This window comes from Nonomuraea sp. NPDC047529 (assembly GCF_040642995.1).
Classification (GTDB): domain Bacteria; phylum Actinomycetota; class Actinomycetes; order Streptosporangiales; family Streptosporangiaceae; genus Nonomuraea.
On sequence record NZ_JBEYTJ010000008.1, the window covers coordinates 117,753 to 141,521 of the forward strand.

Below are 23,769 nucleotides of genomic sequence, written 5' to 3' on the forward strand. Positions count from 1 at the left end.
TCGTCCGGGGCGCGAGGCGGGGCACGCGGACGCCGCCCGTGGCGGCTCACCATAGGGTGGGGGTGTGGAACAGGCATCTCTGGAGTTGACGGTCGGTCCGGTCGCGCATGGCGGCTGGTGTGTGGCGCGCCATGAAGGGCGGGTGGTCTTCGTCCGGCACGCGTTGCCCGGCGAGCGGGTGATCGCCGACGTGACCGAGGAGACGAGCCGGTTCCTGCGCGCCGACGCCGTGGAGATCCTGGAGCCCTCGCCCGACCGCGTCGTCCCGCCCTGCCAGTACGCCGGCCCCGGCCGGTGCGGCGGCTGCGACTGGCAGCACGCCACGCTGGAGGCGCAGCGCCGGCTCAAGGCCCAGGTCGTGGCCGAGCAGCTGCACCGCCTGGCGGGCATCGAGCGCGAGATCGTCGTGGAGGAGGTGCCCGGCGCCAAGGACGGGCTCGGCTGGCGCACCCGCGTGCAGTTCGCCGCCACCCCCGCGGGCGAGCTGGGCTTCCGCCGGCACCGCTCGCACGAGATCGAGGTCGTCGACGCCTGCCTGATCGCCCACCCCGAGGTCGAGGCGGTCGCGGCCGAAGACCACGACTGGCCCGGCGCGGCGGGCGTCGAGGTCATCGCCTCCGCCGGCGGCGACCGTGCCGTGGTGGTCTCCCCGCGTCCGCGGCGCAGCGTGAGCGTGCCCGACCTCGACGCGCCGGCTTCGATCCTGCTCGACCAGGGCAAGGGCCGCTCGGTGCCGCGCCGCGGCTCCGGCGTGCTCCACGAGCACGTGGGCGACCGCGAGTTCCGGGTGGCCGGCAGCGGCTTCTGGCAGATCCACCCGGGGGCGGCCGAGACGCTGCTCGACGCGGTGCTCGCCTACGCCGCGCCCGAGCCGGGGGAGTGGGCCCTCGACCTCTACTGCGGGGTCGGCCTGTTCGCGGCCGGGCTGGCCGAGGCGGTCGGGCCGGAGGGCGCGGTGTTCGGGCTGGAGTCCGACGCGGCGGCCGTCCGCGACGCCCGTGCCAACCTGCGCGACCTCCCGCAGGCCAGGGTCGAGCGCGGCCGGGTCGAGGAGGCGCTCGACCGGTTCCAGATCGAGCGCGCCGACCTCGTGGTGGTCGACCCGCCGCGGTCGGGCCTCGGGCGCGAGGTGGTGGAGCGCGTCGCGGGGCTGGAGGCGCTGCGCATCGTCTACGTCTCCTGCGACCCCGCGACGCTGGCCCGAGACCTCAAGTGGCTGGGCGAGCTGGGCTACGATCTGACCGATCTGCGGGCCTTCGACGCCTTCCCGATGACCCACCACGTCGAGTGCGTGGCGCTGCTGGTGAAGCGCTGAGAGCCGCCGCCCGGCCAAGGCGTGACCTCATCGTGACGGTTTGCCGGAACCTCGGGAGGGTGAAGCTGTCTATCGTGCATCCATGGTCGCCTCCGGAGGCACGGGCCGCTCAGGATCGGACAGGCCGCCGATGACACCGCTCGCGATGAGCCATCGGCACCTGCCCGGCGTGACCGTGATCGAGGTGCGCGGTGAGGTCGACGCCACCAACCACACACGATTACGGGAACACGTCCGGCAGGCCAGGGCGCGTCCGGGCGACCACGTGGTGTTCGACCTGAGCGCGATGACGTTCATGGACAGCTCGGGGCTGCACGTCCTGCTCGCCTGCCACCAGGAGGCGCTGGAGCACGACGCGCGCGTCCACCTCGCCGCCCCGCAGGGTGCTCCCGCCCGGCTGCTGGAGATCACCGGGGTCGACGCGCACCTGCCGGTCCACACGACCGTCGACGCCGCCGTGGCCGCCGCGGTCACGGCCGGTCCGCCCTCCTGAGCCTCTGGTCCGAGCCTTTGGTCGCGTCCGGCGAGACCAAGGACGGACGCGCCGCGCGGGGAGGCGTCCCTAGCGTCGGGGCATGACGCACACCACCCTCGCCGGGCGCGTGCAGGAGATCGACGCCGTACGCGGTTTCGCGCTGGCGGGCATCCTGGTCGCGAACATCGGCTTCCTGGCCGACCCCGGGTACGCGCTGTCGGGCGCCATGCCCGCCCCCGACGGGCCCGTGGCCCTGGCCGTCACCGCCTTCGTGCTGACGAAGTTCTACATCATCTTCTCGTTCCTGTTCGGCTACTCCTTCACGCTCCAGATGCGGGCGGCCGAGCGGGCGGGGGCGAGCGTACGGGCCAGGACGCTGCGCCGGTGCCTGGCCCTGTTCGTCATCGGCGTGGCCCACGGCCTGTTGTTGTGGATCGGCGACATCCTCACCCTGTACGCCGCGCTCGGCGTGGTCCTGCTGGCCCTGCGCGGGCTGAAGCCCAGGACGGCCGTCATCGCCGGCTCCTCGATCATCGGCGTGCTGACCCTGTTCTGGCTGGCGCTCGCCTGGCTGTCGACCCTCGACCCGGCCGCGGGGCAGCCCGTTCCGGCCGATCCGGCCGAGGCGGCCCGCGTGCTGGGCCTGGCGACCGGCGGCCCGCTGGACTTCCTGACGATGCAGACCGAGCTGTACCCGCCGCTGGTGACCATGATCTGGCTCTTCCAGGGGCCGGCCGCGCTGGCCATGTTCCTGTTCGGGCTCGCGGCCGGCAAGTCCAGGCTGCTGGAGGACCTCGGACGCTGGTCGCACCTGCTGCCCCGCGTCCAGTGGGTGGGCTTCGGCGTCGGCCTGCCCGGTGGCCTCCTGTACGCCTGGACGTCGGGCCGGAACGGCGCGGTGGAGCTGGTCGGCGGCGCGGTCAACACGATCACCTCGATCCTGCTGGCCGCCGCGTACGTCGCCACCCTGCTCCGGGTGATCGGCCGGTACCCGGCGGCGGGCCGCGTCCTGGCCGCCCCGGGACGGGTGGCCGCCTCCAACTACGTCGGCCAGTCCCTGCTCATCGCCCTGGTCTTCACCGGGTACGGCCTCGCGCTGGCGGGCCGGCTGTCGCCGATCGCGGTGATGGGCGTCGCCCTGGTGATCTACACCCTGCTGGTGTGGGCGAGCGGACGCTGGCTGCGCACCCACCGCCACGGCCCGGTGGAGTACGTGCTGCGCCGGGTCACCAACTGGCGCTGAGGGTCAGAGCCAGCCCATGCGCTGGGCGGTGCGGATCGCCTCCAGCCGGTTCTGGGCGTTGAGCTTGGTCATCGCGCTGGACAGGTAGTTGCGCACGGTGCCCTCGGTGAGATGGAGCTCGCCGGCGATCCTGGAGATCGTCGCCCCGTCGCCCGCCAGGCGCAGCGCGTCGCGCTCCCGCTCGGTCAGCGGGCTGTCGCCGGCCGCCATCGCGGCGGCGGCCAGCTCGGCGTCCAGGTAGCGGCCGCCGGCCATGACCTTGCGGATCGCCATCGCCAGCTCCTCGGCGGAGGCGTCCTTGCCGAGGAATCCGCTCACGCCGGCGGCCATCGCCCTGCGCAGGTAGCCGGGGCGGCCCAGGCTGGTCAGGATGACGATCTTGCACTGCGCGCTGATGTGCTCGGCGGCGCTCAGGCCGTCCATGCCGGGCATCTCGATGTCCAGCACGGCCACGTCGGGGCGGTGCTCGGCGACCGCGGCCACGACCTCGTCGCCCCGGCCCACCTGCGCCACGACCTCGATGCCGTCCTCCAGGTCGAGCAGGGCGGCGATCGCGCCGCGGATCAGGTGCTCGTCGTCGGCGAGCAGCACGCGGGTGGTCATGCCGGCACCGCCGCGCGCAGCAGGTAGCCGCCGTCGCCCGTCGGCTCGGCCCGCAGCACGCCGCCCGCCGCGCCGACCCGCTGGGCCAGGCCCGCCAGCCCGATGGCCGCGTGCTCGCCCACCGGGCCGCTCACCCCGTCGTTGGACATCTCCAGAACCCCGTTCTCGATCGTGATCGTGCAGCGTTCGGCCTTGCTGTGCTTGAGCACGTTGGTGGCGCCCTCGCGGACGACCGTGGCGAGCAGGGTGCGCGCCTCCGGGGCCAGCGCCGCGGTCTCGGCCCGTACCGTGCAGCGGACCTCGGCGGCCTCCAGCACCGCCCGGACGCTGGACAGCACCTCGTCCAGGTCGAGCGCCCGGTAGTTCTGCACCACCGCGCGCACCTCGCGCAGCGACCGCCTGGCCAGGTCGCGCACCTCGAACATGGTCCGCCCGGCGGCGGCCGGGTCGGCCGGCAGCGACCCGGCGGCCTGGGCGGTCCTGGCCGAGACGTCGGCCAGGCTCTGCCCGAGCAGGTCGTTGAGGTCGCGGGCGAAGCGCAGCCGCTCCTCCGAGACCGCCAGCCTGGCCCTGGCCTCCTGCCCTTCGTGCGCCTCCTTGGCCACCCGCCACAACCACAGGTTCGCCAGCACGCCGCCCACGCCGATCGCGGTGAACATCGCCAGGACCACGACCGCCATCAGCATCGCCATGGGCATGCCCATGGTCAGCGCGAGGACGAGCGCGAGCACGGCGATCCAGCCGACGGACAACCAGACGATCGTCCGCCGGCGGACGTAGGGGGCGAGCATGGCCAGCCACACCGGTATGGCGTACAGGACCGTGCAGGCCGAGAGGACCAGGGCGAGCACCCCGGAGACGGCCAGCAGCGCCGTCGGACGCGGGCCGCCGCGCACGGCGATCCGGAACGGCCGCGTGGCCAGCGCCATGAAGACCAGCAGCAGCACCCCGGCGACCACGAACGCCTGCGAGGGCAGGTCGACCGACTGGGCGAGGATGTACAGGTTGTAGAAGCCGGTCGCGGAGACCAGCAGGATGATGTCGGTGGAGTAGACGATCAGCCAGCGGACCTTGTCCAGCCGGGTCGGCCGCCTCATGCGGGCACCGCCGCGCGCAGCAGGAACTCGCCGGTGGGCGTCGGGGCGGCCGAGAACGAGCCGCCCGCCGTGGTCAGGCGCTCCGCCAGGCCGCGCAGGCCGCTGCCGGGGGCCACGGGGAGATCCTTGACGCCGTCGTTGCGCATCTCCAGCACGCCGCCGTCGATCGTGATCGCGCAGGTGGTGGCCGAGCTGTGCTTGAGCACGTTCGTGCCGCCCTCGCGCACGACCCACGCCAGCAGCGCGCGTCCGGCGGGGGACAGGTCGGCGGCCCTGGTCTCGATCAGGCAGCGCGCGCCGGCCGCCTCCAGCGCGGCCCGTACGCCGGCGAGCTCCGCGTCCAGGTCGAGCGTGTGGTAGCCGTCCACGGCCAGTTGCACCTCGGCCAGCGAGCCCTGGGCCAGCCGGCGCACCTCGTCCATCTCGGCGAGGGCTCTGGCCTGGTCCTTGGCCGACAGTTTGGCCGCCAGCTCGCTCTTCAGCGTGATCACCGACAGGCTGCGGCCGAGCAGGTCGTGCAGGTCGCGGGCGAAGCGCAGGCGTTCCTCCGCGATGGCCAGGCGGGCCTTGGCCTCCTGGCCGTCGTGGGCGTCCCTGATCGTCCACCAGAGCCAGCGCCACAGCAGCGTGGCCGCGACCAGCAGGACGCAACTGACCACCTCGGTGATCAGCGTGCCGACCCAGGACCGGTCGGTGATCAGTGTGACGTACGCGCTGACCAGGCCGGTCACGGCGGCGCCCAGGCAGGCCGTGGCCCACAGCGGCAGGTAGAGCGCGGCCACCGACACCCACAGGACGCCGGCCTCCAGCCAGGTGCTCATGTCGGCCAGCTCCTGGTGTGGCAGCAGCAGCACCGAGCCGGCCGCGAACGCCCCGGACAGCAGCAGCCTGGCCGTGGGCCGCGGCCGGCCGTCGAAGGCGGCCCGCAGCAGCAGGGGGAACAGCGTGAACTGGCCCACCAGGCAGGCGATCGTGAGCAGCGCCCGCGGGACGGTGATGACGCCCCGCGCCGCGAAGATGACGACCAGGGTCACGAACACCACGCCCAGGAGGGTGATCATGGCGTCCATCCAGTAGATGAGGATCTTGCGCGCGCCCTCGGCCCGGTTCGCCACCGTCTCCCTCACCCCCTGGATTTGTGCGAAATCCTATGTCAGGAGTGGGTAAGCCAGAGAATTCGGGATACGTCCGGTTTGGGAGGTTTGCCGCGCAGCGACAGCCAGGCCAGCCCGTGCCGGACGGCGTAGTCCGACAGTTTGCGGGCCTCGGTCTCGTCCAGATCGCCGGCCCTGGAGAGCACCGGGGTCAGGGCCAGCCGCTCCCACGCCTGCTCATCGGCGGGCTCCTCGGCGGGCCCCTTGGCAGACGGGGCGTAGGCCCGCGCGAGCTGACCGGCCGCCGCCCGCACGGCCGATCCCAGCCTGCGCAGCCGCCCCTCCGGCCCGCCGCGCGGCTCCATCTCGGCCAGCAGTTCGACCGTGTCCACCCGGGCGCCCTCCCGCCGGGTCGTGCGCAGCATCGCCAGGTCGGCCGCGTCCAGCCCGTCCGGCTTCAGACGCAGGGTGAAGCTCACCCGCAGCGGCCGTTCCCCTTGCAGGGCGCGCAGCGCCCGCGCCCTGCGCAGCACGGCGGCCGGGTCGGCGGCGTCGCGGATCTCGACGCCCGCCGCGGCGGCCCCGAGCGCGCCGACCGCCCTGCGGTAGGCGGTGGCCAGGCCGCCGGGCCTGGTGCAGGTGGCGGCCGGATCCTGCCCATCGGGGCCGCCGAACACCGGGAAGGCGTCGCCGCCCGCCGCCCGCAGCCGCCCGAGCCCGGCGGCCACCGGATCGCCGCCCGGTCCGTCCCACCGGACGAGGCAGCCGTCGCCGCCCGCGACGAGATGGCCGAGCGCGTACCGGCGGACGCCGCTGCCGCGCGACTCGGCGGCCAGGTCGAACTCCGGTTCGCGGGCGGTGTCGACGAACCCCACGAACGAGCGCGGCGGCTCCCGCACGGCCACCGGCGGCCGCGGCGGCGCGAAGCGGGCGGGGGCGGCGGACGGCGGCGCCGGGCTGGCGCCCGCGGGCAACATCCGGATCGCCAGGCACGTGGCCCCGGCCAGCACCAGCGCGGCCAGCACCGCCAGGGGACGGGGAAGCGTGCCGGACTCTCTTGCCTTCCGCGACATATGCCACCCATCGTGATTGATCGGCTACTTTCAGCGGTTGATGGTGAAGGTAGCAAGCCTTCGCCGGGTGGCGGGGGGCTTTTCCGGTCGCCGTCCGATGTGGGCGGATAATGAGCCTCATGAAGCTGCGGATCTTCACCGAGCCCCAGCAGGGCGCCACCTATGACGACCTGCTCGCCGTCGCCCAGGCCGCGGAACGCCTGGGGTTCGACGCCTTCTTCCGGTCCGACCACTACCAGCGCATCGGCCCCGGCGACCCCGGCGCCGGCTCGACCGACGCCTGGGTGACGCTCGGCGCCCTGGCCAGGGAGACGTCCACGATCAGGCTCGGCACGCTGGTGACGCCGGCCACGTTCCGGCTGCCCGGCCCGCTGGCGATCACCGTGGCCCAGGTCGACCAGATGAGCGGCGGCCGGGTCGAGCTGGGCTTCGGCACCGGCTGGTTCGACGGGGAGCACTCCGCGTACGGCATCCCGTTCCCGCCGCTCGGCGAGCGGTTCGGCCGCTTCGAGGAGCAGCTGGAGATCGTCACCGGCCTGTGGACGGCGAAGGACTCCTACTCCTTCGAGGGCCGCTACTACCGGCTGGTCGACTCGCCGGCGCTGCCCAAGCCGGTCCAGCGGCCCCGTCCGCCGGTGATCATCGGCGGCTTCGGCGCCAAGCGCACGCCCCGGCTGGCGGCCGAGTACGCCGACGAGTACAACGTGCCGTTCCGCACCCTGGCCGACACCGGGCAGGCGTTCGCGCGGGTGCGCGAGGCGGCCGACGCGGCGGGCCGCGGCCTGATCCTGTCGGCGGCGCAGACCGTCGTCGTCGGCGCCGACCAGGCCGAGATCGAGCGGCGCGCCGCCGCCATCGGCCAGGACCCCGGCCTGCTGCGCGAGGGCGGCCTGTGCGGCACCCCCGACGAGGTGGTGGCCAAGCTCGGCGCGTTCGCCAAGCTCGGGGCCGAGCGGGTCTACCTCCAGGTCCTCGACCTGGCCGACCTCGAACACCTGGAGCTGATCGCCGCAGAGGTGTTGCCGCACGTGTAATTCCGTTGGCGGTGCTTCGTCCGGCTACGGCACACTTGGGGCGTGCTGCTGACGATCACGACCACCGCCAAGCCGGCCACCGACCTGGGCTTTCTCCTGCACAAGCATCCTGAGCGCGTGCAGGAGTTCGGCCAATCGTTCGGCACGGCCACGGTGTTCTACCCGGAGGCGGGCGAGGAGCGCTGCACGGCGGCCCTCCTGCTGGAGGTCGACCCGATCGCGCTGGTCCGGTCGCGCGGCCGCAACTCGCCCGACTTCAGCCTGTCGCAGTACGTCAACGACCGCCCGTACGCGGCCTCGTCGCTGCTGGCCGTCGCGCTCGCCGACGTCTTCCGCACCGCGCGGGCGGGCCGCTGCAAGGCCCGTCCCGAGCTGCCGGGCACCGCGTTGCCGCTGGAGATCCGGGTGCCGGCGCTGCCCTGCCGGGGCGGCCCCGAGCTGGCCCGGCGGCTGTTCGAGCCGCTGGGCTGGACGGTGGAGGCGCAGCCGCTGCCGCTGGACGAGGGCTTCCCCGAGTGGGGCGAGTCCCGGTACGTGCGGCTCACCCTGAGCGGCACCGTGCTCCTGGCCGACGCGCTCAACCACCTCTACGTGCTGCTCCCCGTGCTGGACGACGGCAAGCACTACTGGATCGCGTCCGACGAGATCGACAAGCTCGTCAAGGCGGGGGCGGGCTGGCTCGGCGAGCATCCTGAGCGCGGCCTGATCACCCGGCGCTACTTCGGGCGGCGCTGGTCGCTGGCCCGCGCCGCGCTGGCCAGGCTGGCCGAGCTGGGCGACGAGACCGAGGAGGAACTGGAGCCGGCGCTCGCCGAGGAGGCCCCCGCCGACGAGGCCGCCGCCTTCACCGCCGACCCCGCCGCTTCCGACGCCGCCGCTTCCGACCCTGCCGCTGCCGACACTGGCGCCGCTGCCGACGTTCCGGAAGCCGGACCCGAGGGGGAGGCCGCGCCCGGAGGGCCGCCGGAGCCGAAGGCGCGGCCGCTCAACACGCTGCGGCGCGAGGCCGTGCTGCGCAGGCTCGAAGAGCTCGGCGCGACGAGCGTGATCGACCTGGGCTGCGGGCAGGGCGAGCTGGTCGCCGCGCTGCTGGCCAGGCCCAGGTTCGCCCGCGTCGCCGGCATGGACGTCTCCTCCATCGCGCTCACCATCGCCGCCCGCAAACTGCGCCTGGACCGCATGCCCGACGCCAAGCGGGCCCGGCTCACCCTGTTCCAGGGCGCGCTGACGTACACCGACAAGCGGCTGGCCGGCTACGACGCCGCCGTGCTCATGGAGGTCGTCGAGCACGTCGACCCGCCGCGGCTGGCCGCGCTCGAACGCGTCGTGTTCGGCCGCGCCCGGCCGGAGCACGTGCTCGTCACCACCCCCAACATCGAGCACAACGTGCGTTACGAGTTCCTGACCGGCCTGCGCCACCCCGACCACCGCTTCGAGTGGACCCGGGCCGAGTTCGCCGCCTGGGCCGACCGGGTGGCCGCCCAGTACGGCTACCACGTCGCCTTCGAACCCGTCGGCGAGGACGACCCCGAGGTCGGCCCGCCCACCCAGATGGGAGTCTTCACCCGTGATCAGCGTTCCTGAGCTGTCCCTCGTGGTGCTCGTCGGCGTCTCCGGCAGCGGCAAGTCCACCTTCGCGCGCCGCCACTTCAAGCCCACGCAGGTCATCTCCTCCGACTTCTGCCGCGGCCTGGTGTCCGACGACGAGAACGACCAGGCCGCCACGCCCGCCGCGTTCGACCTGCTGCACCACATCGTCGGCGTCCGCCTGTCCAGGGGCCTGTTCACCGTCGTGGACGCCACCAACGTCCAGTACCCGGCCCGCAAGAGCCTCATCGAGCTGGCCAGGCAGCACGACGTGCTGGCCGACGCCATCGTGCTGGACACGCCGGAGGAGGTCGCCGTCGAGCGCAACGCCGCGCGTCCCGACCGCGACTTCGGCCCCGGCGTCGTGATCCGCCAGCGCAAGGAGCTGCGCCGCTCGCTGTCCAAGATCTCCGCCGACGGCTTCCGGCGGGTGCACGTGCTGCGCGGCCTGGAGGAGATCGACAACGCCGAGATCACGTACGAGAAGGCGTGGTCGGACCGGACCGAGCTGACCGGCCCGTTCGACATCATCGGCGACGTGCACGGCTGCCGCTCGGAGCTGGAGACGCTGCTGCGGAAGCTGGGCTGGCAGGGCCTGGCCCACCCCGAGGGCCGTACCGCCGTGTTCGTCGGCGACCTGGTCGACCGCGGGCCCGACACGCCGGGCGTGCTGCGCCTGGTCATGGACATGGTCGAGGCGGGCACCGCCATCTGCGTGGCCGGCAACCACGAGCAGAAGCTCGTGCGCGCGCTGAACGGCCGCAAGGTCACGGTCGCCCACGGCCTGCGCGAGTCGCTGGACCAGCTCGCCGCCGAGCCGCCCGAGTTCGGCGAGCGGGCCAGGACGTTCATGGACGGCCTGCTCAGCCACTACCGCCTGGACGGCGGCCGGCTCGTCGTCGCGCACGCCGGGCTGAAGGAGTCCTACCACGGCCGCGCCTCCAAGCGCGTACGCGCCTTCGCCCTGTACGGCGACACCACCGGCGAGACCGACGAGTACGGCCTCCCGGTCCGCTACCCGTGGGCCGACGAGTACCGCGGCCGGGCCATGGTCGTCTACGGCCACACGCCCACGGTCACCCCGGAGTGGGTCAACAACACGATCTGCCTGGACACCGGCTGCGTCTTCGGCGGCCACCTGACCGCGCTGCGCTACCCCGAGCGCGAGATCGTCCAGGTCCCGGCCGAGCAGGTCTGGTACGAGCCGGTCAAGCCGCTCGGCGGGCCCGCCCGCGAGCCCGGCATGCTCGACGTCGGCGACGTGATCGGCACCCGGCACGTCGAGACCCGCTTCGGCGGCCGGGTCAAGGTGCTGGAGGAGAACGCGGCCGCCGCGCTGGAGGTCATGAGCCGGTTCGCCGTCGACCCGAGCTGGCTGGTCTACCTGCCGCCGACCATGGCGCCGCCCGAGACGTCCAGGCTCGACGGTTACCTGGAGCACCCGCACGAGGCGTTCGAGGAGTTCGCCGCGGCGGGGGTGAGCGAGGTCGTGTGCGAGGAGAAGCACATGGGCTCGCGGGCGGTCGCCGTGCTGGCCAGGACGCCCGAGGTCGCCGCCGCCCGGTTCGGCGTGGCCGACGGCAGCGCGGGGGCGGTGTTCACGCGTACCGGGCGGCCGTTCTTCCGGGACATGACGCCGCTGGTCGAGGCGCTGCGCGCGGCCTGCGAGCCGCTGTGGGAGGAACTGCGCTCGGACTGGGTCGTGCTCGACTGCGAGCTGCTGCCCTGGTCGGCCAAGGCGGGCGAGCTGATCAGGTCGCAGTACGCCTCCGTCGGCGCCGCCGCGCGGGCCGCGCTGCCCGAGGCCGTCACGGCCCTGGAGGCGGCGGCCGGACGCGGGCTCGACGTGGGCGGGTTGCTGACCCGCACCCGGCGCCGCTCCGCCAACGCCGCCCTGTTCCGCGACGCGTACGCGCGCTACTGCTGGCCGGTCGACGGGCTCGACGGGATCAGGCTGGCGCCGTTCCAGATCCTGGCCTGCGAGGGACGGGCCACGGCGCTGGAGCCGCACGCCTGGCACCTGTCCACGCTGGCGCTGCTCGACTCGCCGCTGATCGCCCCGACCAGGAACGTGACCGTCACGCTCGGCTCGCCGGAGTCCAGGGACGCGGCCACCGCCTGGTGGGAGTCGCTGACCGCCGCCGGGGGAGAGGGCATGGTGGTCAAGCCCGCCACGTACGTGCCCGGCCGGGTGCAGCCCGGCGTGAAGGTACGCGGCCGGGAGTACCTGCGGATCATCTACGGGCCCGACTACACCGAGTCCCTCGACGTGCTGCGCCGGCGCTTCCTCGGCAAGAAGCGCTCCCTGGCGCTGCGCGAGTACGCCCTCGGCCTGGAGGCGTTGTCGCGCCTGGCGGACGGCGAGGCGGGCTGGCGGGTGCACGAGCCGGTCTTCGCGGTGCTGGCCCTGGAGTCCGAGCCGGTGGACCCGCGCCTGTGACCTTGGAGGAGACGAGATGACCACCGTCCTCTCGAAGGAGACGACATGACCGCCGACCGTCACCGTCCGGGTTACGTCCGGCGCCGGCTCGGGCGTGCGCTGCTGGGGTACGCCCTGGCGCTGCTGGCGGCGGTCGTCGTGATCGCGGTCTTCTGGCTGACCCGGTCCTGATGCCCGGTTTGCGGCAAGGTTGGGTAAGCGCCGCGCTACACAGGTGATCTCCGGGTAGGTCCCCGATCACGGGGAAGGGACCTGTATGGCAACTCGGTACACCCATCAGGAGCATCTGGGCCACGTCGTCTTCATCACCGCGGCGGCGGCCATCGGCGGCTTCCTGTTCGGATACGACAGCTCGGTCATCAACGGCGCGGTCACCGGCATCCAGCGGCACTTCCAGGTGGGCGCGGTCCAGATCGGCTTCGTCGTGGCCATCGCGCTGCTCGGGTCCGCGCTCGGGGCCTGGATCGGGGGCGGGCTGGCCGACCGGTGGGGGCGTACCCGGTCGATGCAGGTGGCCGCGGGCCTGTTCACCGTCAGCTCGATCGGGCAGATGTTGCCGTTCGCGATCTGGGACCTGGGGTTGTGGCGGGTCATCGCGGGCTTCGCGATCGGCATGGCCTCGGTGCTCGGTCCGGCCTACATCGCCGAGGTCGCGCCGCCCGCCTACCGGGGGAGGCTGGGCTCGTTCCAGCAGCTCGCCATCGTACTCGGCATCGCGGTCTCGCAGCTCGTCAACTACCTGATCGCCGAGCTCGCGGGCGGCGACGTCAACAACCACCTGTGGGGGCTGCAGGCGTGGCAGTGGATGCTGGGCGCCTGTGCCGTTCCGGCCCTGCTGTACCTGCTGTTCGCCTCCACCATCCCCGAGTCGCCGCGCTACCTGATCATGTCGGGGCGGTCGAGGAAGGCCCGCGAGGTGCTGGCCGAGGTCGAGGGTGACGACGTGGACCTCGACGCCCGGATCGCCGAGATCCAGCACGTGCTGCGGACCGAGCGCGTGCCGGGGCTGAAGGACCTGCGCGGGAGCGCGCTCGGCCTGCTGCCGATCGTCTGGATCGGCATCATCCTGTCGGCGTTCCAGCAGCTCGTCGGCATCAACGTGATCTTCTACTACTCGTCGGTGTTGTGGCAGTCGGTGGGCATCAACCAGAGCGACTCGCTGCTGATCAGCTTCTCCAGCTCGATCATCAACATCATCGGCACGTTCATCGCCATCGCGCTGGTTGACCGGATCGGGCGCCGGCCGCTGCTGCTGATCGGCTCGGTCGGCATGACGATCGCGCTGGGCACGGCGGCCTGGGCGTTCAGCGCGTCGCGGGAGATCGGCGGCGTGGTCTCGCTGCCGAGCCCGCAGGGGCCGATCGCGCTCATCGCGGCCAACGTGTTCGTGCTGTTCTTCGCCCTGTCGTGGGGGGTGGTGGTCTGGGTCCTGCTCGGCGAGATGTTCCCCAACCGCATCCGCGCCGCCGCCCTCGGCGTCGCCGCGGCCGCGCAGTGGATCGCCAACTGGCTGATCACGATCTCGTTCCCGGCGCTGTCGGAGTGGAACCTGCCGCTCACCTACGCCATGTACGCCCTGTTCGCCCTGCTGTCATTCCTCTTCGTCACCAAATGGGTCAAGGAAACCAAGGGCCGCAGACTCGAAGAGATGGGCTGACCACGCCGCGGAGTGGACTAACCTCCGGCACGTGCTTGTCGACGTGCTCGGTCCCCGCCTGAACGTGCTCTTCTGCGGCATCAACCCCGGCCTGATGTCCGAGGCCACCGGCCACCACTTCGCCCGGCTCGGCAACAGGTTCTGGCCCGCGCTGCACCTGTCCGGCTTCACGCCGCGCCTGCTGGCCCCCGCCGAGCAGCACCTGCTCCCCTCGTACGGGCTGGGCATCACGAACATCGTCCCCCGGGCCAGTGCCAAGGCGTCGGAGTTGAGCAGGGACGAACTGGTGGAGGGTGGCCGGGCGCTGGCGGAGAAGGTGGCGGAATCGGGGCCGCGGGTGCTGGCCGTCCTGGGCATCTCGGCGTACCGGACGGCCTTCGAGCGGCGCAAGGCGGTCATCGGACCCCAGCCCGAGCAGGTCGGCGAGGCCCGCGTGTGGGTGCTGCCGAACCCGAGCGGGCTCAACGCCCACTGGACCGTGACCACGATCGCGGAGGAGATGGCCCGCCTGCGGGCCTCACTGGACCGGCCGCACTCCGGATAGGCCCGGCGAGCGCCGCACAGCCGGTCGCTGAACTGCGCTTGCGGACGGATCCAAGTGACGCACAAGCGTTGATCGCTAGACACGTGCCCGGTTCGTTGCGTCTTCGCACTGGGGGGTCTGGTGGCAAGCCGGCGATTGTCGCGTGTCTTATGCGCATTGGCGTTACTCACGGGTCTGGTGGCGCCCGTGCCGCCGCCGGCCGTCGCGTCCACACAACCGGACGCCGAGACGGCGGCCTTGTTGTCCGCGGTGGAACGGTTCTCCACCGCGAGCGGCGGCCTGGCCGCGGTCGGGCCGATGGGCGAGCAACTGCCGCTCGTCGGCCTGGTGCCCGGCGGCGAGGACGCCCTGGGCCTGGGCGACCTGTTCCAGGTGGCCGTCCACGACAAGCTCAAGAACCTGACGGCCCTGGACGACCTCCAGGACGAGTACGAGCTGTCCGGCCCCCGCGCCGGCAAGCTGCTGGCCAAGGCGAGCACCCAGGGCGGGATCAGGCGGCTCGACCTGACCCTCGACGTCGCCAGGACGGTCGCCGGCCGCCCGATCTCCATCGCCAGCGCCCAGCCGAAGGTCTCGCTGACCACCTCGGGCGGCGTGGACGTCACGCTGAAGCTCACCGCGAAGCTGCCCTTCGCCTACGACCCCGCCACGAAGTCCGCCTGGCTGGGCAAGGACGCCACGGTCACCGTGCGGGCCGACGGCAAGCTCGCCGCCGGGGCCAGGCCGACCGCCGCCTTCGGCATCCTCGGCGTCGACCTGTCGGCGGCCTCGGCGCTCTCCTTCACCGCCGAGTTCACCGCCACCGCCGCCGACCCGGACGGCAACGGCAGGCTGGACCCGGGCGAGCTGGGCTCGGAGAGCCTGTTCACCTTCGCCCGCAAGGGCTCGGCGACCGCCAAGCTCCAGGTCACCGCGCAGCCGTTCGCCGGCGCCCCGGTCGAGGGGGCCACCGCGACCATCGACGTGAGCTGGCCCGACCTCGCGACCGGCGGCCCGGCCGTCACCGTCACCCAGGCCGACCTGGACCGGCTCGACCGCTTCCAGACGCTCACCCCGAAGGACCTGCTCGACGGGCTGACCCACCTGGCCAACGCGATCACCGCCGCCCAGCGCGCCCGCTGGGACGGGCGGGGCGACCTCGACCTGCCGTTCATGCGCGGCTCCCTGGCCGACGCCGTGCAGGTGTCGGAGGCGATCCACGCCTTCGCCGCCGCCAGCGTGGACCGGAACACCGGCCGGCCCACCTTCACCTCGATCCAGGACCTGTTCGCCGCGCTCGGCAAGGCCCGCGGCCTGCCCGGAGGCGCGATCATCAAGGTCGCCGACGCCGGCTACGACGACGCCGCCAAGAAGATCGCCTTCACCCTCGTCGTGGACCGGACCGTGAACCCCACGCCCGAGCCGCTCAACCCCGCGGGGCAGACCGTCAGCGGGACGGGCACGGGCGTGACGTACACGGCCAAGACGCTCAAGCACGCCGGGCAGAAGTGGACGCCGGGGCAGTTCACCGGGCGTACGGTCACCGCGGGCGCGTCCAGCGGCATCGTGGCCGACAACACCGCCGACACCGTCACCCTCGCCGAGCAGGGGTGGCGCGGTGGTGTGCCCGCCGCGGGCGCGCCGTACCGGATCTCCGCGAGCGACCCGATGATCGGGCAGGTCGCCTTCGGCGACACCTTCAAGACCGCCGCGGGGCTCGACCGCGCCAACGCGACCGCCGCGGTGGCGGGTGTCATGCGCGGCTACCACGCCTCGGCCACGGTCGTGCTCGACCTCGGCGACCCGGTGACCGGCCAGGGGTGCGCGCAGCGGCCGGACGGGCAGCAGAAGGCGTGCCCGTACAAGCACGTCAACGCCGACGGCAGCGCCACCGTGGTGAACGAGCTGCCCAGGGCCGCGGACCGGATCATGTTGCGGACCGGCCGCGACCTGTTCGGCGCCCGCGTGTCGGTGCTCTCCTCGGTGAACGTCAATGCCGTCGCCGGCTACCTGGGCGTCCAGATCACCGGCGACCTCACCATGGGCAGCAGGAACGACGGCGACCTGGTCAAGGTCGGCCTCAAGGACCTCGGCGACGTGCCGCTGACCCGGCTGTTCGAGCGGCTGGCGAGCAAGCCGGGCGACGTCCTGACCTCCCAGGTGGACGCGGTCGCCAAGGCGCGGCTCACCCTGGGCGTGCCGGGCCTGGCCGACTTCTTCGGCGGCAAGGTCTCCGGCGAGGTGGAGATGCCGGACATCGGCAAGCCCACCACCGTCACGTTCAGCGGCTTCGACCAGATCGGCAGGGTCAAGGACTTCGCCTTCGATCCCGACAACCCGCAGGCGCTGTTCGGCGCGCTGATCAAGTCGCTGGGCGCGGTGGCCGCGTACCTCGACAGTGTCAAGGGCAGCGGGCCGGTCGGCGAGGCGATGACGGCGAAGGTGCCGCTGCTCGGGCGTTCGCTGTCCGAACTGGTGGCCTCCGAGGAGATGGGCTCGGGCCCCGGCGTCGTCTACGGCGACGGCGCCTGCGGCAACGAGAACGCCTACGTCACCGACCCCTCGCGCACGTTCACGCAGGCGCACATCGGCCGTCGGGTGGCCGTCGGCACCCGCGTGCTGACCATCGCGACCGCGTGCGGCGAGCACACGCTGTCCTTCGCCGAGAAGTTCGGCCAGGCCGTTCCCGAGGCGGGCGCCGCCTACGCGCTGCGCTCGCCGCTCAGGGACGCGATCGACCGCCTGACCGCCGCCCCGCCGGACACCGTCCAGGCGCTGGTGGCCGAGCTGAACAAGGCGCTGGGCGGCCAGGCGCACATCGGCTACGAGGACGGCGCGCTGCGGCTGTCGCTGGCCTACGACAAGAAGGCGGCCGTGAAGGAGCCGCTGCGCTTCGCGTTCGGCGAGAGCAGCCTGGTCGCCGCCAAGGGCTCGGCCACGCTCGACGCCGCCGTCGAGGGCGAGGTGCGTCTCGGCCTGCGCGTGGCGCTCAAGCGCGACTTCGACCCGGCCCGCGACCTGCTCATCGAGACCGACTCCGGCCTCGACCTCCAGGCGAAGGCGCAGCTCGACGGCGTGGTCAAGGCCGACGTCGGGCCGCTGCCGCTGGCCGTGGGCAAGGAGGGCGACGACCCGCTTCAGGCCAGGCTCGGTTACGGCGTGAGTCTGCGCTACGGCGGCGAGGCGCAGGACGCCGTCACCCCCGCCGCGTTCTTCTCCGGGCTCGACCTGGCCCTGAACGAGACGAGCGAGCCGGTCGCCTGCGACCGCGACCCGCACCGCGACGACACCGACCTGGCGCTGTGCGCCGTCCTGCCCGCCTACCTCAACGGCGCCCCGCTGACCGCGGACGGCAAGCACGCGCTCGTGCTGCGGCTGCCCAGGTCCGCCCCGCTGGCCGAGATGTTCGACCTGACCAGGAAGCTGCCCGGCGACGTGAACCGGCTGGAGCTGCCCTCCTTCGACTTCTCGACCCTGCCTCCCGGCCTGGAGCTGGACTGGACCAACCTCGGCGACGGCATCGACCGTTACCTCACCGCCCTGGAGACCGGCATGCGCATGGCCTCCGGCCAGGGCCGGCTGCCCATGGTCGGCGCCGACCTCCAGCAGGGGGCCGACTTCGTCGGCGCCAAGCGTCAGGAGATCAAGGCCGCCCTCGCGAAGCTGCCCAACGGCGGCAAGGTGCCCACCGGCGGCGACCTGCGCAAGTGGTACAACGACGAACTCGCGCCCAAGGTCGGGCCCGGCGTGCAGCCCGTGATCACCTGCGTGCAGGCGCCCGTCCCCGACCCGGCCAAGCCCGAGGCGTGCGACGCGGCCAAGGGCGCCGAGCTGACCGGCATCGCGTTCAAGGTCAGCATCGGCAGGGGCGACGTCGATCCCGAGCAGGGCTGCGTCAAGGACTGCCTGGGCGTGGAGCGGCCGCTCGACATCGGCGTCCCGGGCCTCGCGCTGCGGCAGGGCGCGGGCAAGGGCGTACGGGCCGAGCTCGGCTGGCACGCCGAGGCCATGGTGGGCCTGGACCGGACCAGCGGCTTCTACCTCGACGCCGGCGAGGCCAACCGCCCGCGGGCGACCGTCGGCGTGAACGTCTCGCTGCCCGAGGAGATCAACGCCAGGCTGGCGATCCTCGACGTCACGCTCAAGAACCGCGAGCAGAACGCTCCCGACCTGTTCGCGGGCGCCTTCACCATCGGGCTCAAGCCCGTCGGCCGGATCGGGCTGGACCAGCTCGCCGACGCCACCGGCCTGGTGGAGACCTCCCTGCATGCCAAGGTCGCGGTGGACTGGCGTTTCAAGGTGACGGCCGGCTCGGCCATGTTCCCCGGCCTGTTCGGCGACTTCGACCTGGACTGGGACCTCACCAAGGGCGGCTCCCCCGACCCGGCGAACCTGAACATCGCCTTCAACAACGTGAACCTGGAGGCCGGCGACTTCTTCCGCAGCGTCCTCGGCCCGGTGGTGACCCAGGTCAAGAAGGTCACGGACCCGGTCAGACCGGTGATCGACCAGCTCTACGCGCCCATCCCCGTGCTGTCGGACCTGAGCAAGGCCGCGGGCGGCGGCGAGGTGAACCTGATGACGATCGCCAAGAAGTACAACACGGTGGCGGGCGGCGGCACGACCAAGTTCATCGAGCGGATGATCGAGGTCGGCAGGCTGGTCTCGGCGCTGCCCGACTGCCAGGGCGAGCTGCACATCCCCATCGGCAGCTTCACCGTGGCCGGCGACCGCGCGCTGAACACCGAGAACTCGCCCGACGTCGCGGACTCGCTGATCAAGGACATGGCCCCCGCCACGGACGACCTGTTCGCGGCGCTCGACCAGGGCGCCGGAACGTGCGGGAAGGGCAAGGCCGCCGTCGCCGACGCGCAGGGGCCCATGGAGCACTCCGCCAAGGCGGGCTTCAGCTTCCCCGTGCTGCAGAACGCCGGACGGTCGATCTTCAGCCTGCTCATGGGCAAGGACGTCGAGCTGGTCGCGTTCGACTCCGGGCCGCTGCGGCTCGGCTTCTCCTACAGCCAGTCCTTCGGCCCGGTCTGGTCGCCGCCGCCCATCATGGTGGTCATCTCCGGCACCGCCGCGGTCGAGGCCCACATCAGGGCGGGTTTCGACACGTACGGCATCCGCAAGGCGATCGAGCAGCGCAAGCTCGACCTCCAGGTCCTGGACAGCCTGTACCTGAAGACCACCGACGACCAGGGCAGACCCCTGCCCGCGATCACCCTGACCGGACGGCTGGAGGCGGGCGCGGCGGTCGACGTGGTGCTGGTCAAGGCGGGGGTGAGCGGCGGCGTCTTCCTCACCGTCGCCATGAACTGGCTCGATCCCACCAACGACGGCAAGTTCAGGTTCTCCGAGTTCGCCGACGTCCTGCTGCGCAACCCGCTGTGCCTGTTCTCCCTGGACGGTGAGCTGAAGGTCTACCTGAAGGCCTGGGTCGAGGTGGGCATCTCGATCTTCAAGAAACGGTTCGACTGGACGATCGTCGAGGCCAAGCTCCTCGACTTCTCGGTCAGGCCGAAGTGCGACGAGGACCCGCCGAAGCTCGCGACCGTCGCAGGCGACGCCCTGGTGCTGCACGTCGGACCGATGCGCAAGGCCAGGGGCGGCAGCACGGCCAAGCCGGGCGACGACGCCGAGCAGTGGACCGTCAGCCAGCTCCCCGGCGACGAGGGTTTCGTGGTCAGCGCGCTGGGCGTGCGCGAGGAGCACCGCAACGCGGGCCTGACGCGGGTGCTGGCCGACGGCCGCGGCGCGAAGGGCGCGCTGCGGCTGGTCTTCCAGGGGTACGGCGACGACACCTCCGGGCCGCGCCCGTTCGACCGGACCGTCGTGGCGTTCGGCGGTGACGGCGACGACATGATCCTGGCCGGCGCCGGCCGGAACGTGATCGACGGCGGCAAGGGCGACGACCAGATCACCAGCGGCGACCAGTACGACGGTCCCGCCGCGATCGTGGCCGGCGGCCCCGGCGACGACTACGTCACCATGGGCGGCGCGGGCGGCTGGGTGGCCGGTGACGGCCACCTGACCCCCGCCACCCGCAAGGTCGGTGACGTGCAGGTCGCCGACTGGACCGCCGAGGATCTGCCCGGCACGCCCGCCGACGGCTCGTCCGACGGCGCCGACCGCATCGCGGCCGGGCTCGGCGAGAACCGGCTCTATGGCAACGGCGGGAACGACACCATCGCCGTGGCCTCCGACAGTCCGCTGGCGACGACGGACGGTTCGCCGCGTTTCCGGGCGCAGCCGAGCCTGTTGGTCGGTGGACCCGGTGCGGACACGCTGACCGGTGGTTCGGCTGCCGATGAGATCTACACCGGGCCGCGGGAGGAGTTCGGCCGGGACGAGGCGGGCCCCGCCGATTCGGGGCCGAACCACGTCGACACCGGCGCGGGTGCGGACAAGGTGTTCGGCGGTCAGGCCGTTGATCTGGTCGCCGGTCATTCCGCTCCGGGTGAGGTCGTGAAGATCATCGGTGGTGGCGGGGACGACGTGCTGGCGGGTGGTCACGGCAAGGACGAGATCTTCGGTGGTCCCGGTGACGACTGGGTGATCGCCGAGCCGTCCGACGTCGGTGAGGCGCAGGGGCGTGACGACTTCGGTCCTGCCCGGCAGGTGCGTCATCTGCCGCTGCCGGCGGGCGTGCAGCCCTCGGCCAAGCGGTTGTCCGGCGGCGACGGGAACGACCACGTCGTCGGCGGCGACGGAGGCGCGACCGTCTTCGGCGACCGCTGGCGGGACGAACCGTGTGAGGAGCACGACGGCGCCGCCGACGGCCGGGACCTCGTCCTCGGCGGCGCGGGCAAGGAGATCGTGTCGGCCGGCGGCGGCGCCGACCGGGTCGAGGCCGGTGGCGGCCAGGACCGGGTCTGCGGCGAACGCGGCGACGACCGGCTGGCCGGCGGCTCGGGCGACGACCAGGTCGCGGGCGGCTCGGGCGACGACACGGCGCTCGGCGACGACGGCGATGACGAGGTGACCGGCGGCTCCGGCGACGACACCCTGTACGGCGGCGCTCACGACGACACCGTGGTGGGCGAGTCCGGGCAGGACCGGCTGTTCGGCGGCGAGGGTGACGACCTGGTCATCGGCGGCACGCGTACGGCGGGCAAGGACGACAAGGGCGACGTCCTGTACGGCGATGCGGGAGCGGACCGGCTGATCGGCGACAACGGCGACGCCGGTGGCCCGTTCGACCTCGACGGCACCCCGGAGGAGGCCGGCGGCCCGGACGTGATCCACGGCGGCGACGGCGCCGACGCGGGGTACGGCGGGATCGGGTCCGACGAGGTGCACGGCGACGCGGGCGACGACCACCTGGAAGGCGGCGTCGGCGGCGACAAGGTGTACGGCGAGGCCGGCGAGGACGAACTGGTGGGCGGCGCTTCGGGCCCGTACCCGGACGGCGGCGACACACTGCTGGGCGGCGAAGGCCCGGACGTGATCACCGCCGACAACGCCCTCCTGACCATCTCCCTCCAACCCCCGACCTCGACGCCGACTCCGAGCAGCACCGCAACGCCGTCGGCCACGGCCACACCGTCTGGGACGTCCGCATCCGACATGGACGCGGCTACTTCGGTGGCCGCGCGGCCGGGGCAGGCGGTTACGCACCGGGTGAAGCTGCTCGCGGGTGGCTTCGGCCCGGACGTGGCCGACGGCGGTGCGGGCAACGACGCGATCTTCGGCCAGGGCGGCCCCGACCGGCTGCGCGGTCAGGAAGGCGACGACTACGCCGAGGGCGGCGCGGGCGTGGACTGGGTCGAAGGCGACCAGGGCAACGACGACCTGGTCGGCGGCACCCACACGACAGCCGACACCACAGCGGACGACGTCGCGGACGCCCTGTACGGCGGCCCCGGTGACGACGTCATCGCCGGCGACAACGCCGTGGTGACGCTGACGGGCCCCCCGGCCGCCGCCACCGTCCGCCTGGGCTCGTCGGGCACCCCGATGACCCCACGCGCGGTCACCCTCCTGGGCGACGGCTCTGGAGGGGACAGGATTTCGGGGGGTTCTGGGGTGGATGTCCTGTGGGGGCAGAGCGGGGACGACCAGATGTCGGGTGGGGGCCAGGGGGACTACGCCGAGGGTGGTGACGGCGCGGACCAGATCCGTGGTGACCTGCCGTTGTCGGCCGAGTCCACCAGGACCATCAACCGCCCTCTGCCCGACCCCGGCTGGAAGGGCGACCCCAGCGGCCCCGCCGACCTGGAAGGCGACGACACCCCCGGCCAGGACGACCTGATCGGCGGCTCGGCCCGACAGGCCGCCACCGACCAGGCCGACGCGATCGAGGGCAACGGCGGCGCCGACGTCCTGCTCGGCGACAACGGCTCCCTCGTCCGCACCCTCACCGGCACCAGCGAGAAGGTGCACGCCGAGCGCTACCCCGCGGGCCAGGCGCCCGCGGACGCCACCCGCGTGCGCAGCCACGACCCGGCACTGCCCGGCGACTCCACCAGGTTCTGCACCCAGGCCCAGGCCACCTGCGAGCCGGCCGGCTCCTCCGGCGCCGACCACCTGTACGGCGACGACGGCGACGACGCGCTGTGGGGCCAGGACGGCGACGACGAACTGCACGGCGGCCAGGGCGACGACGACCTGTTCGGTGAACTGGGCGACGACACCCTGTATGGCGGCCCGGGCGAGGACGCCATGCTCGGCGACCGGGGCGGCGTGCTGAACGAGCGCATCGACGCCTCCGACGCCCAGCGGCTCGGCTTCACCGTCAGCCTCAACGCGCCGCCGAAGGAGACCTACAAGGGCTTCCAGGCCGGCACGTACGACCGCCGCACCGACCTGCTGCACGACACCGACGGCGAGGCGTGGGTGAGCGCCGCCATGCCGCACGACGGTTTCGCCAAGGGCGGCGACGACCGCCTGCGCGGCGGCCCCGGACGCGACAGCATGCACGGCGGCGCCGGCGATGACCTGGTCAACGGTGACAGCGGCGGCGACGAGGTGTTCGGCGGCGACGGCGCGGACGTCATCTGGGGCGGCAAGGGCTGCGACCCGGTCCTGGACGCCGCCACCCCGGACTGCCAGTCCGGCGGCGCGTTCGACCCGGCCGCGCGCGGCACCGGCGACCGTTTCGTGGACCACGTCTTCGGCGGGGCCGGCGCGGACCTGCTCGACTACAACCCGCGCGGTTCGTACCCCGGCTCGTGCGCCCCCGGCAAGATGCCGGAAGGCGAGCTGACCACGGTGGTGGACCCGTGCGCGTGGTTCCGGATGACCGACAAGGACAACGCCGCCACCGACGACGACCAGCACCACCAGGGCGTGGACTGGCAGTACGGCGGCGCCGACCGCGACGTGCTCCAGGGCGACCGCACGGCCAACGGCCCCAACCCCGGCGACAAGATGATCGACTGGAACGGCGGCTTCAACCTCTACACCCACTGCGGCCCGGCCAACGGCGGGCACAACATCGTCCGCCAGCACTCCCCGGCGATGCTCGACTTCCTGGCCAAGGTGGCCTGGGGCGCGGGCGCCGGGCGTGCGGCGGGCGACCCGTCGGGGACGCGGGAGGTGGCCGTCCCGGCCTCGGGCGACAGCGGTTCGCCCTATCCCACCTCACCAGGACACTTCGACTCGCCCGTGGCCTGCGCGGGCTGAT

14 protein-coding genes are annotated in these 23,769 nt (G+C 72.9%); 10 read left to right on the forward strand and 4 right to left on the reverse strand.

Going from position 1 to position 23,769, the window contains the following annotated elements; translation table 11 throughout:
* Positions 1-64: 64 nt before the first annotated feature.
* The 3 genes from ABZ815_RS15145 to ABZ815_RS15155 all read left to right on the forward strand — a co-directional run bounded on the left by ABZ815_RS15145 (position 65) and on the right by ABZ815_RS15155 (position 3,033).
* Positions 65-1,315 carry a class I SAM-dependent RNA methyltransferase gene (locus ABZ815_RS15145; RefSeq protein ID WP_357697967.1) on the forward strand — a complete coding sequence of 417 codons (1,251 nt, stop codon included), beginning with the start codon at positions 65-67 and terminating at the stop codon, positions 1,313-1,315.
* A gap of 145 nt (positions 1,316-1,460) precedes the next feature.
* On the forward strand, positions 1,461-1,808 hold the full coding sequence (locus ABZ815_RS15150; RefSeq protein WP_357697969.1) for an STAS domain-containing protein: 348 nt from the start codon (positions 1,461-1,463) through the stop codon (positions 1,806-1,808).
* Positions 1,809-1,890: 82 nt separating this feature from the next.
* Positions 1,891-3,033 (forward strand): DUF418 domain-containing protein, encoded by a 1,143-nt coding sequence (locus tag ABZ815_RS15155; RefSeq protein WP_357697970.1) that lies wholly within the window; start codon positions 1,891-1,893, stop codon positions 3,031-3,033.
* 3 nt (positions 3,034-3,036) lie between these two features.
* Here ABZ815_RS15155 and ABZ815_RS15160 read toward each other — a convergent pair whose 3' ends face one another.
* Genes ABZ815_RS15160 through ABZ815_RS15175 form a run of 4 tightly spaced genes read right to left on the reverse strand, consistent with a single transcriptional unit; the run spans position 3,037 to position 6,900 of the window.
* On the reverse strand, positions 3,037-3,636 hold the full coding sequence (locus tag ABZ815_RS15160) for a response regulator transcription factor (protein WP_357697972.1): 600 nt from the start codon (positions 3,634-3,636) through the stop codon (positions 3,037-3,039).
* Entirely contained in the window at positions 3,633-4,733 is a 1,101-nt protein-coding gene (locus ABZ815_RS15165) for a histidine kinase (RefSeq protein WP_357697974.1), read from the reverse strand. The genes ABZ815_RS15160 and ABZ815_RS15165 overlap by 4 nt, the downstream gene beginning before the upstream one ends.
* The gene (locus ABZ815_RS15170; protein ID WP_357697976.1) at positions 4,730-5,860 is read right to left on the reverse strand and encodes a histidine kinase; all 1,131 of its coding nucleotides are present in this window, start codon (positions 5,858-5,860) and stop codon (positions 4,730-4,732) included. The genes ABZ815_RS15165 and ABZ815_RS15170 overlap by 4 nt, the downstream gene beginning before the upstream one ends.
* Before the next feature lie 26 nt (positions 5,861-5,886).
* The gene (locus ABZ815_RS15175; protein WP_357697978.1) at positions 5,887-6,900 is read right to left on the reverse strand and encodes a hypothetical protein; all 1,014 of its coding nucleotides are present in this window, start codon (positions 6,898-6,900) and stop codon (positions 5,887-5,889) included.
* A 119-nt stretch (positions 6,901-7,019) separates the two neighbouring features.
* On the opposite strand from ABZ815_RS15175, the gene ABZ815_RS15180 reads away from it, so the two are divergent.
* The 7 genes from ABZ815_RS15180 (at position 7,020) to ABZ815_RS15210 (ending at position 23,768) form a co-directional block, all read left to right on the forward strand.
* Positions 7,020-7,934 carry an LLM class F420-dependent oxidoreductase gene (locus ABZ815_RS15180; RefSeq protein ID WP_357697980.1) on the forward strand — a complete coding sequence of 305 codons (915 nt, stop codon included), beginning with the start codon at positions 7,020-7,022 and terminating at the stop codon, positions 7,932-7,934.
* 42 nt (positions 7,935-7,976) lie between these two features.
* The gene (locus ABZ815_RS15185) at positions 7,977-9,518 is read left to right on the forward strand and encodes a 3' terminal RNA ribose 2'-O-methyltransferase Hen1 (RefSeq protein ID WP_357697982.1); all 1,542 of its coding nucleotides are present in this window, start codon (positions 7,977-7,979) and stop codon (positions 9,516-9,518) included.
* On the forward strand, positions 9,502-11,961 hold the full coding sequence (locus ABZ815_RS15190) for a polynucleotide kinase-phosphatase (RefSeq protein ID WP_357697984.1): 2,460 nt from the start codon (positions 9,502-9,504) through the stop codon (positions 11,959-11,961). Before ABZ815_RS15185 ends, ABZ815_RS15190 begins: the two co-directional genes overlap by 17 nt.
* A 45-nt stretch (positions 11,962-12,006) precedes the next feature.
* Positions 12,007-12,132: a hypothetical protein gene (locus ABZ815_RS15195; protein WP_357697986.1), complete on the forward strand. Its 126-nt coding sequence runs from the start codon at positions 12,007-12,009 to the stop codon at positions 12,130-12,132.
* A gap of 85 nt (positions 12,133-12,217) precedes the next feature.
* Positions 12,218-13,618, forward strand: coding sequence for a sugar porter family MFS transporter (locus ABZ815_RS15200; protein ID WP_357697988.1), 1,401 nt, complete (start codon positions 12,218-12,220; stop codon positions 13,616-13,618).
* Between the two features lie 31 nt (positions 13,619-13,649).
* Entirely contained in the window at positions 13,650-14,162 is a 513-nt protein-coding gene (gene mug, locus ABZ815_RS15205; RefSeq protein WP_357697990.1) for a G/U mismatch-specific DNA glycosylase, read from the forward strand.
* Between the two features lie 156 nt (positions 14,163-14,318).
* Positions 14,319-23,768, forward strand: a complete 9,450-nt coding sequence (locus ABZ815_RS15210) for a calcium-binding protein (RefSeq protein WP_357697994.1) — start codon at positions 14,319-14,321, stop codon at positions 23,766-23,768.
* Position 23,769 lies beyond the last annotated feature (1 nt).

What these genes read in the sequence shown, in the direction of transcription:
- ABZ815_RS15150 (WP_357697969.1), top strand. Translation starts at nt 1,461, where the DNA reads ATGAGCCATCGGCACCTGCCCGGCGTGACCGTGATCGAGGTGCGCGGT.
- ABZ815_RS15155 (WP_357697970.1), top strand. Translation starts at nt 1,891, where the DNA reads ATGACGCACACCACCCTCGCCGGGCGCGTGCAGGAGATCGACGCCGTA.
- ABZ815_RS15160 (WP_357697972.1), bottom strand. Translation starts at nt 3,636, where the DNA reads ATGACCACCCGCGTGCTGCTCGCCGACGACGAGCACCTGATCCGCGGC.
- ABZ815_RS15165 (WP_357697974.1), bottom strand. Translation starts at nt 4,733, where the DNA reads ATGAGGCGGCCGACCCGGCTGGACAAGGTCCGCTGGCTGATCGTCTAC.
- ABZ815_RS15175 (WP_357697978.1), bottom strand. Translation starts at nt 6,900, where the DNA reads ATGTCGCGGAAGGCAAGAGAGTCCGGCACGCTTCCCCGTCCCCTGGCG.
- ABZ815_RS15180 (WP_357697980.1), top strand. Translation starts at nt 7,020, where the DNA reads ATGAAGCTGCGGATCTTCACCGAGCCCCAGCAGGGCGCCACCTATGAC.
- ABZ815_RS15195 (WP_357697986.1), top strand. Translation starts at nt 12,007, where the DNA reads ATGACCGCCGACCGTCACCGTCCGGGTTACGTCCGGCGCCGGCTCGGG.
- ABZ815_RS15200 (WP_357697988.1), top strand. Translation starts at nt 12,218, where the DNA reads ATGGCAACTCGGTACACCCATCAGGAGCATCTGGGCCACGTCGTCTTC.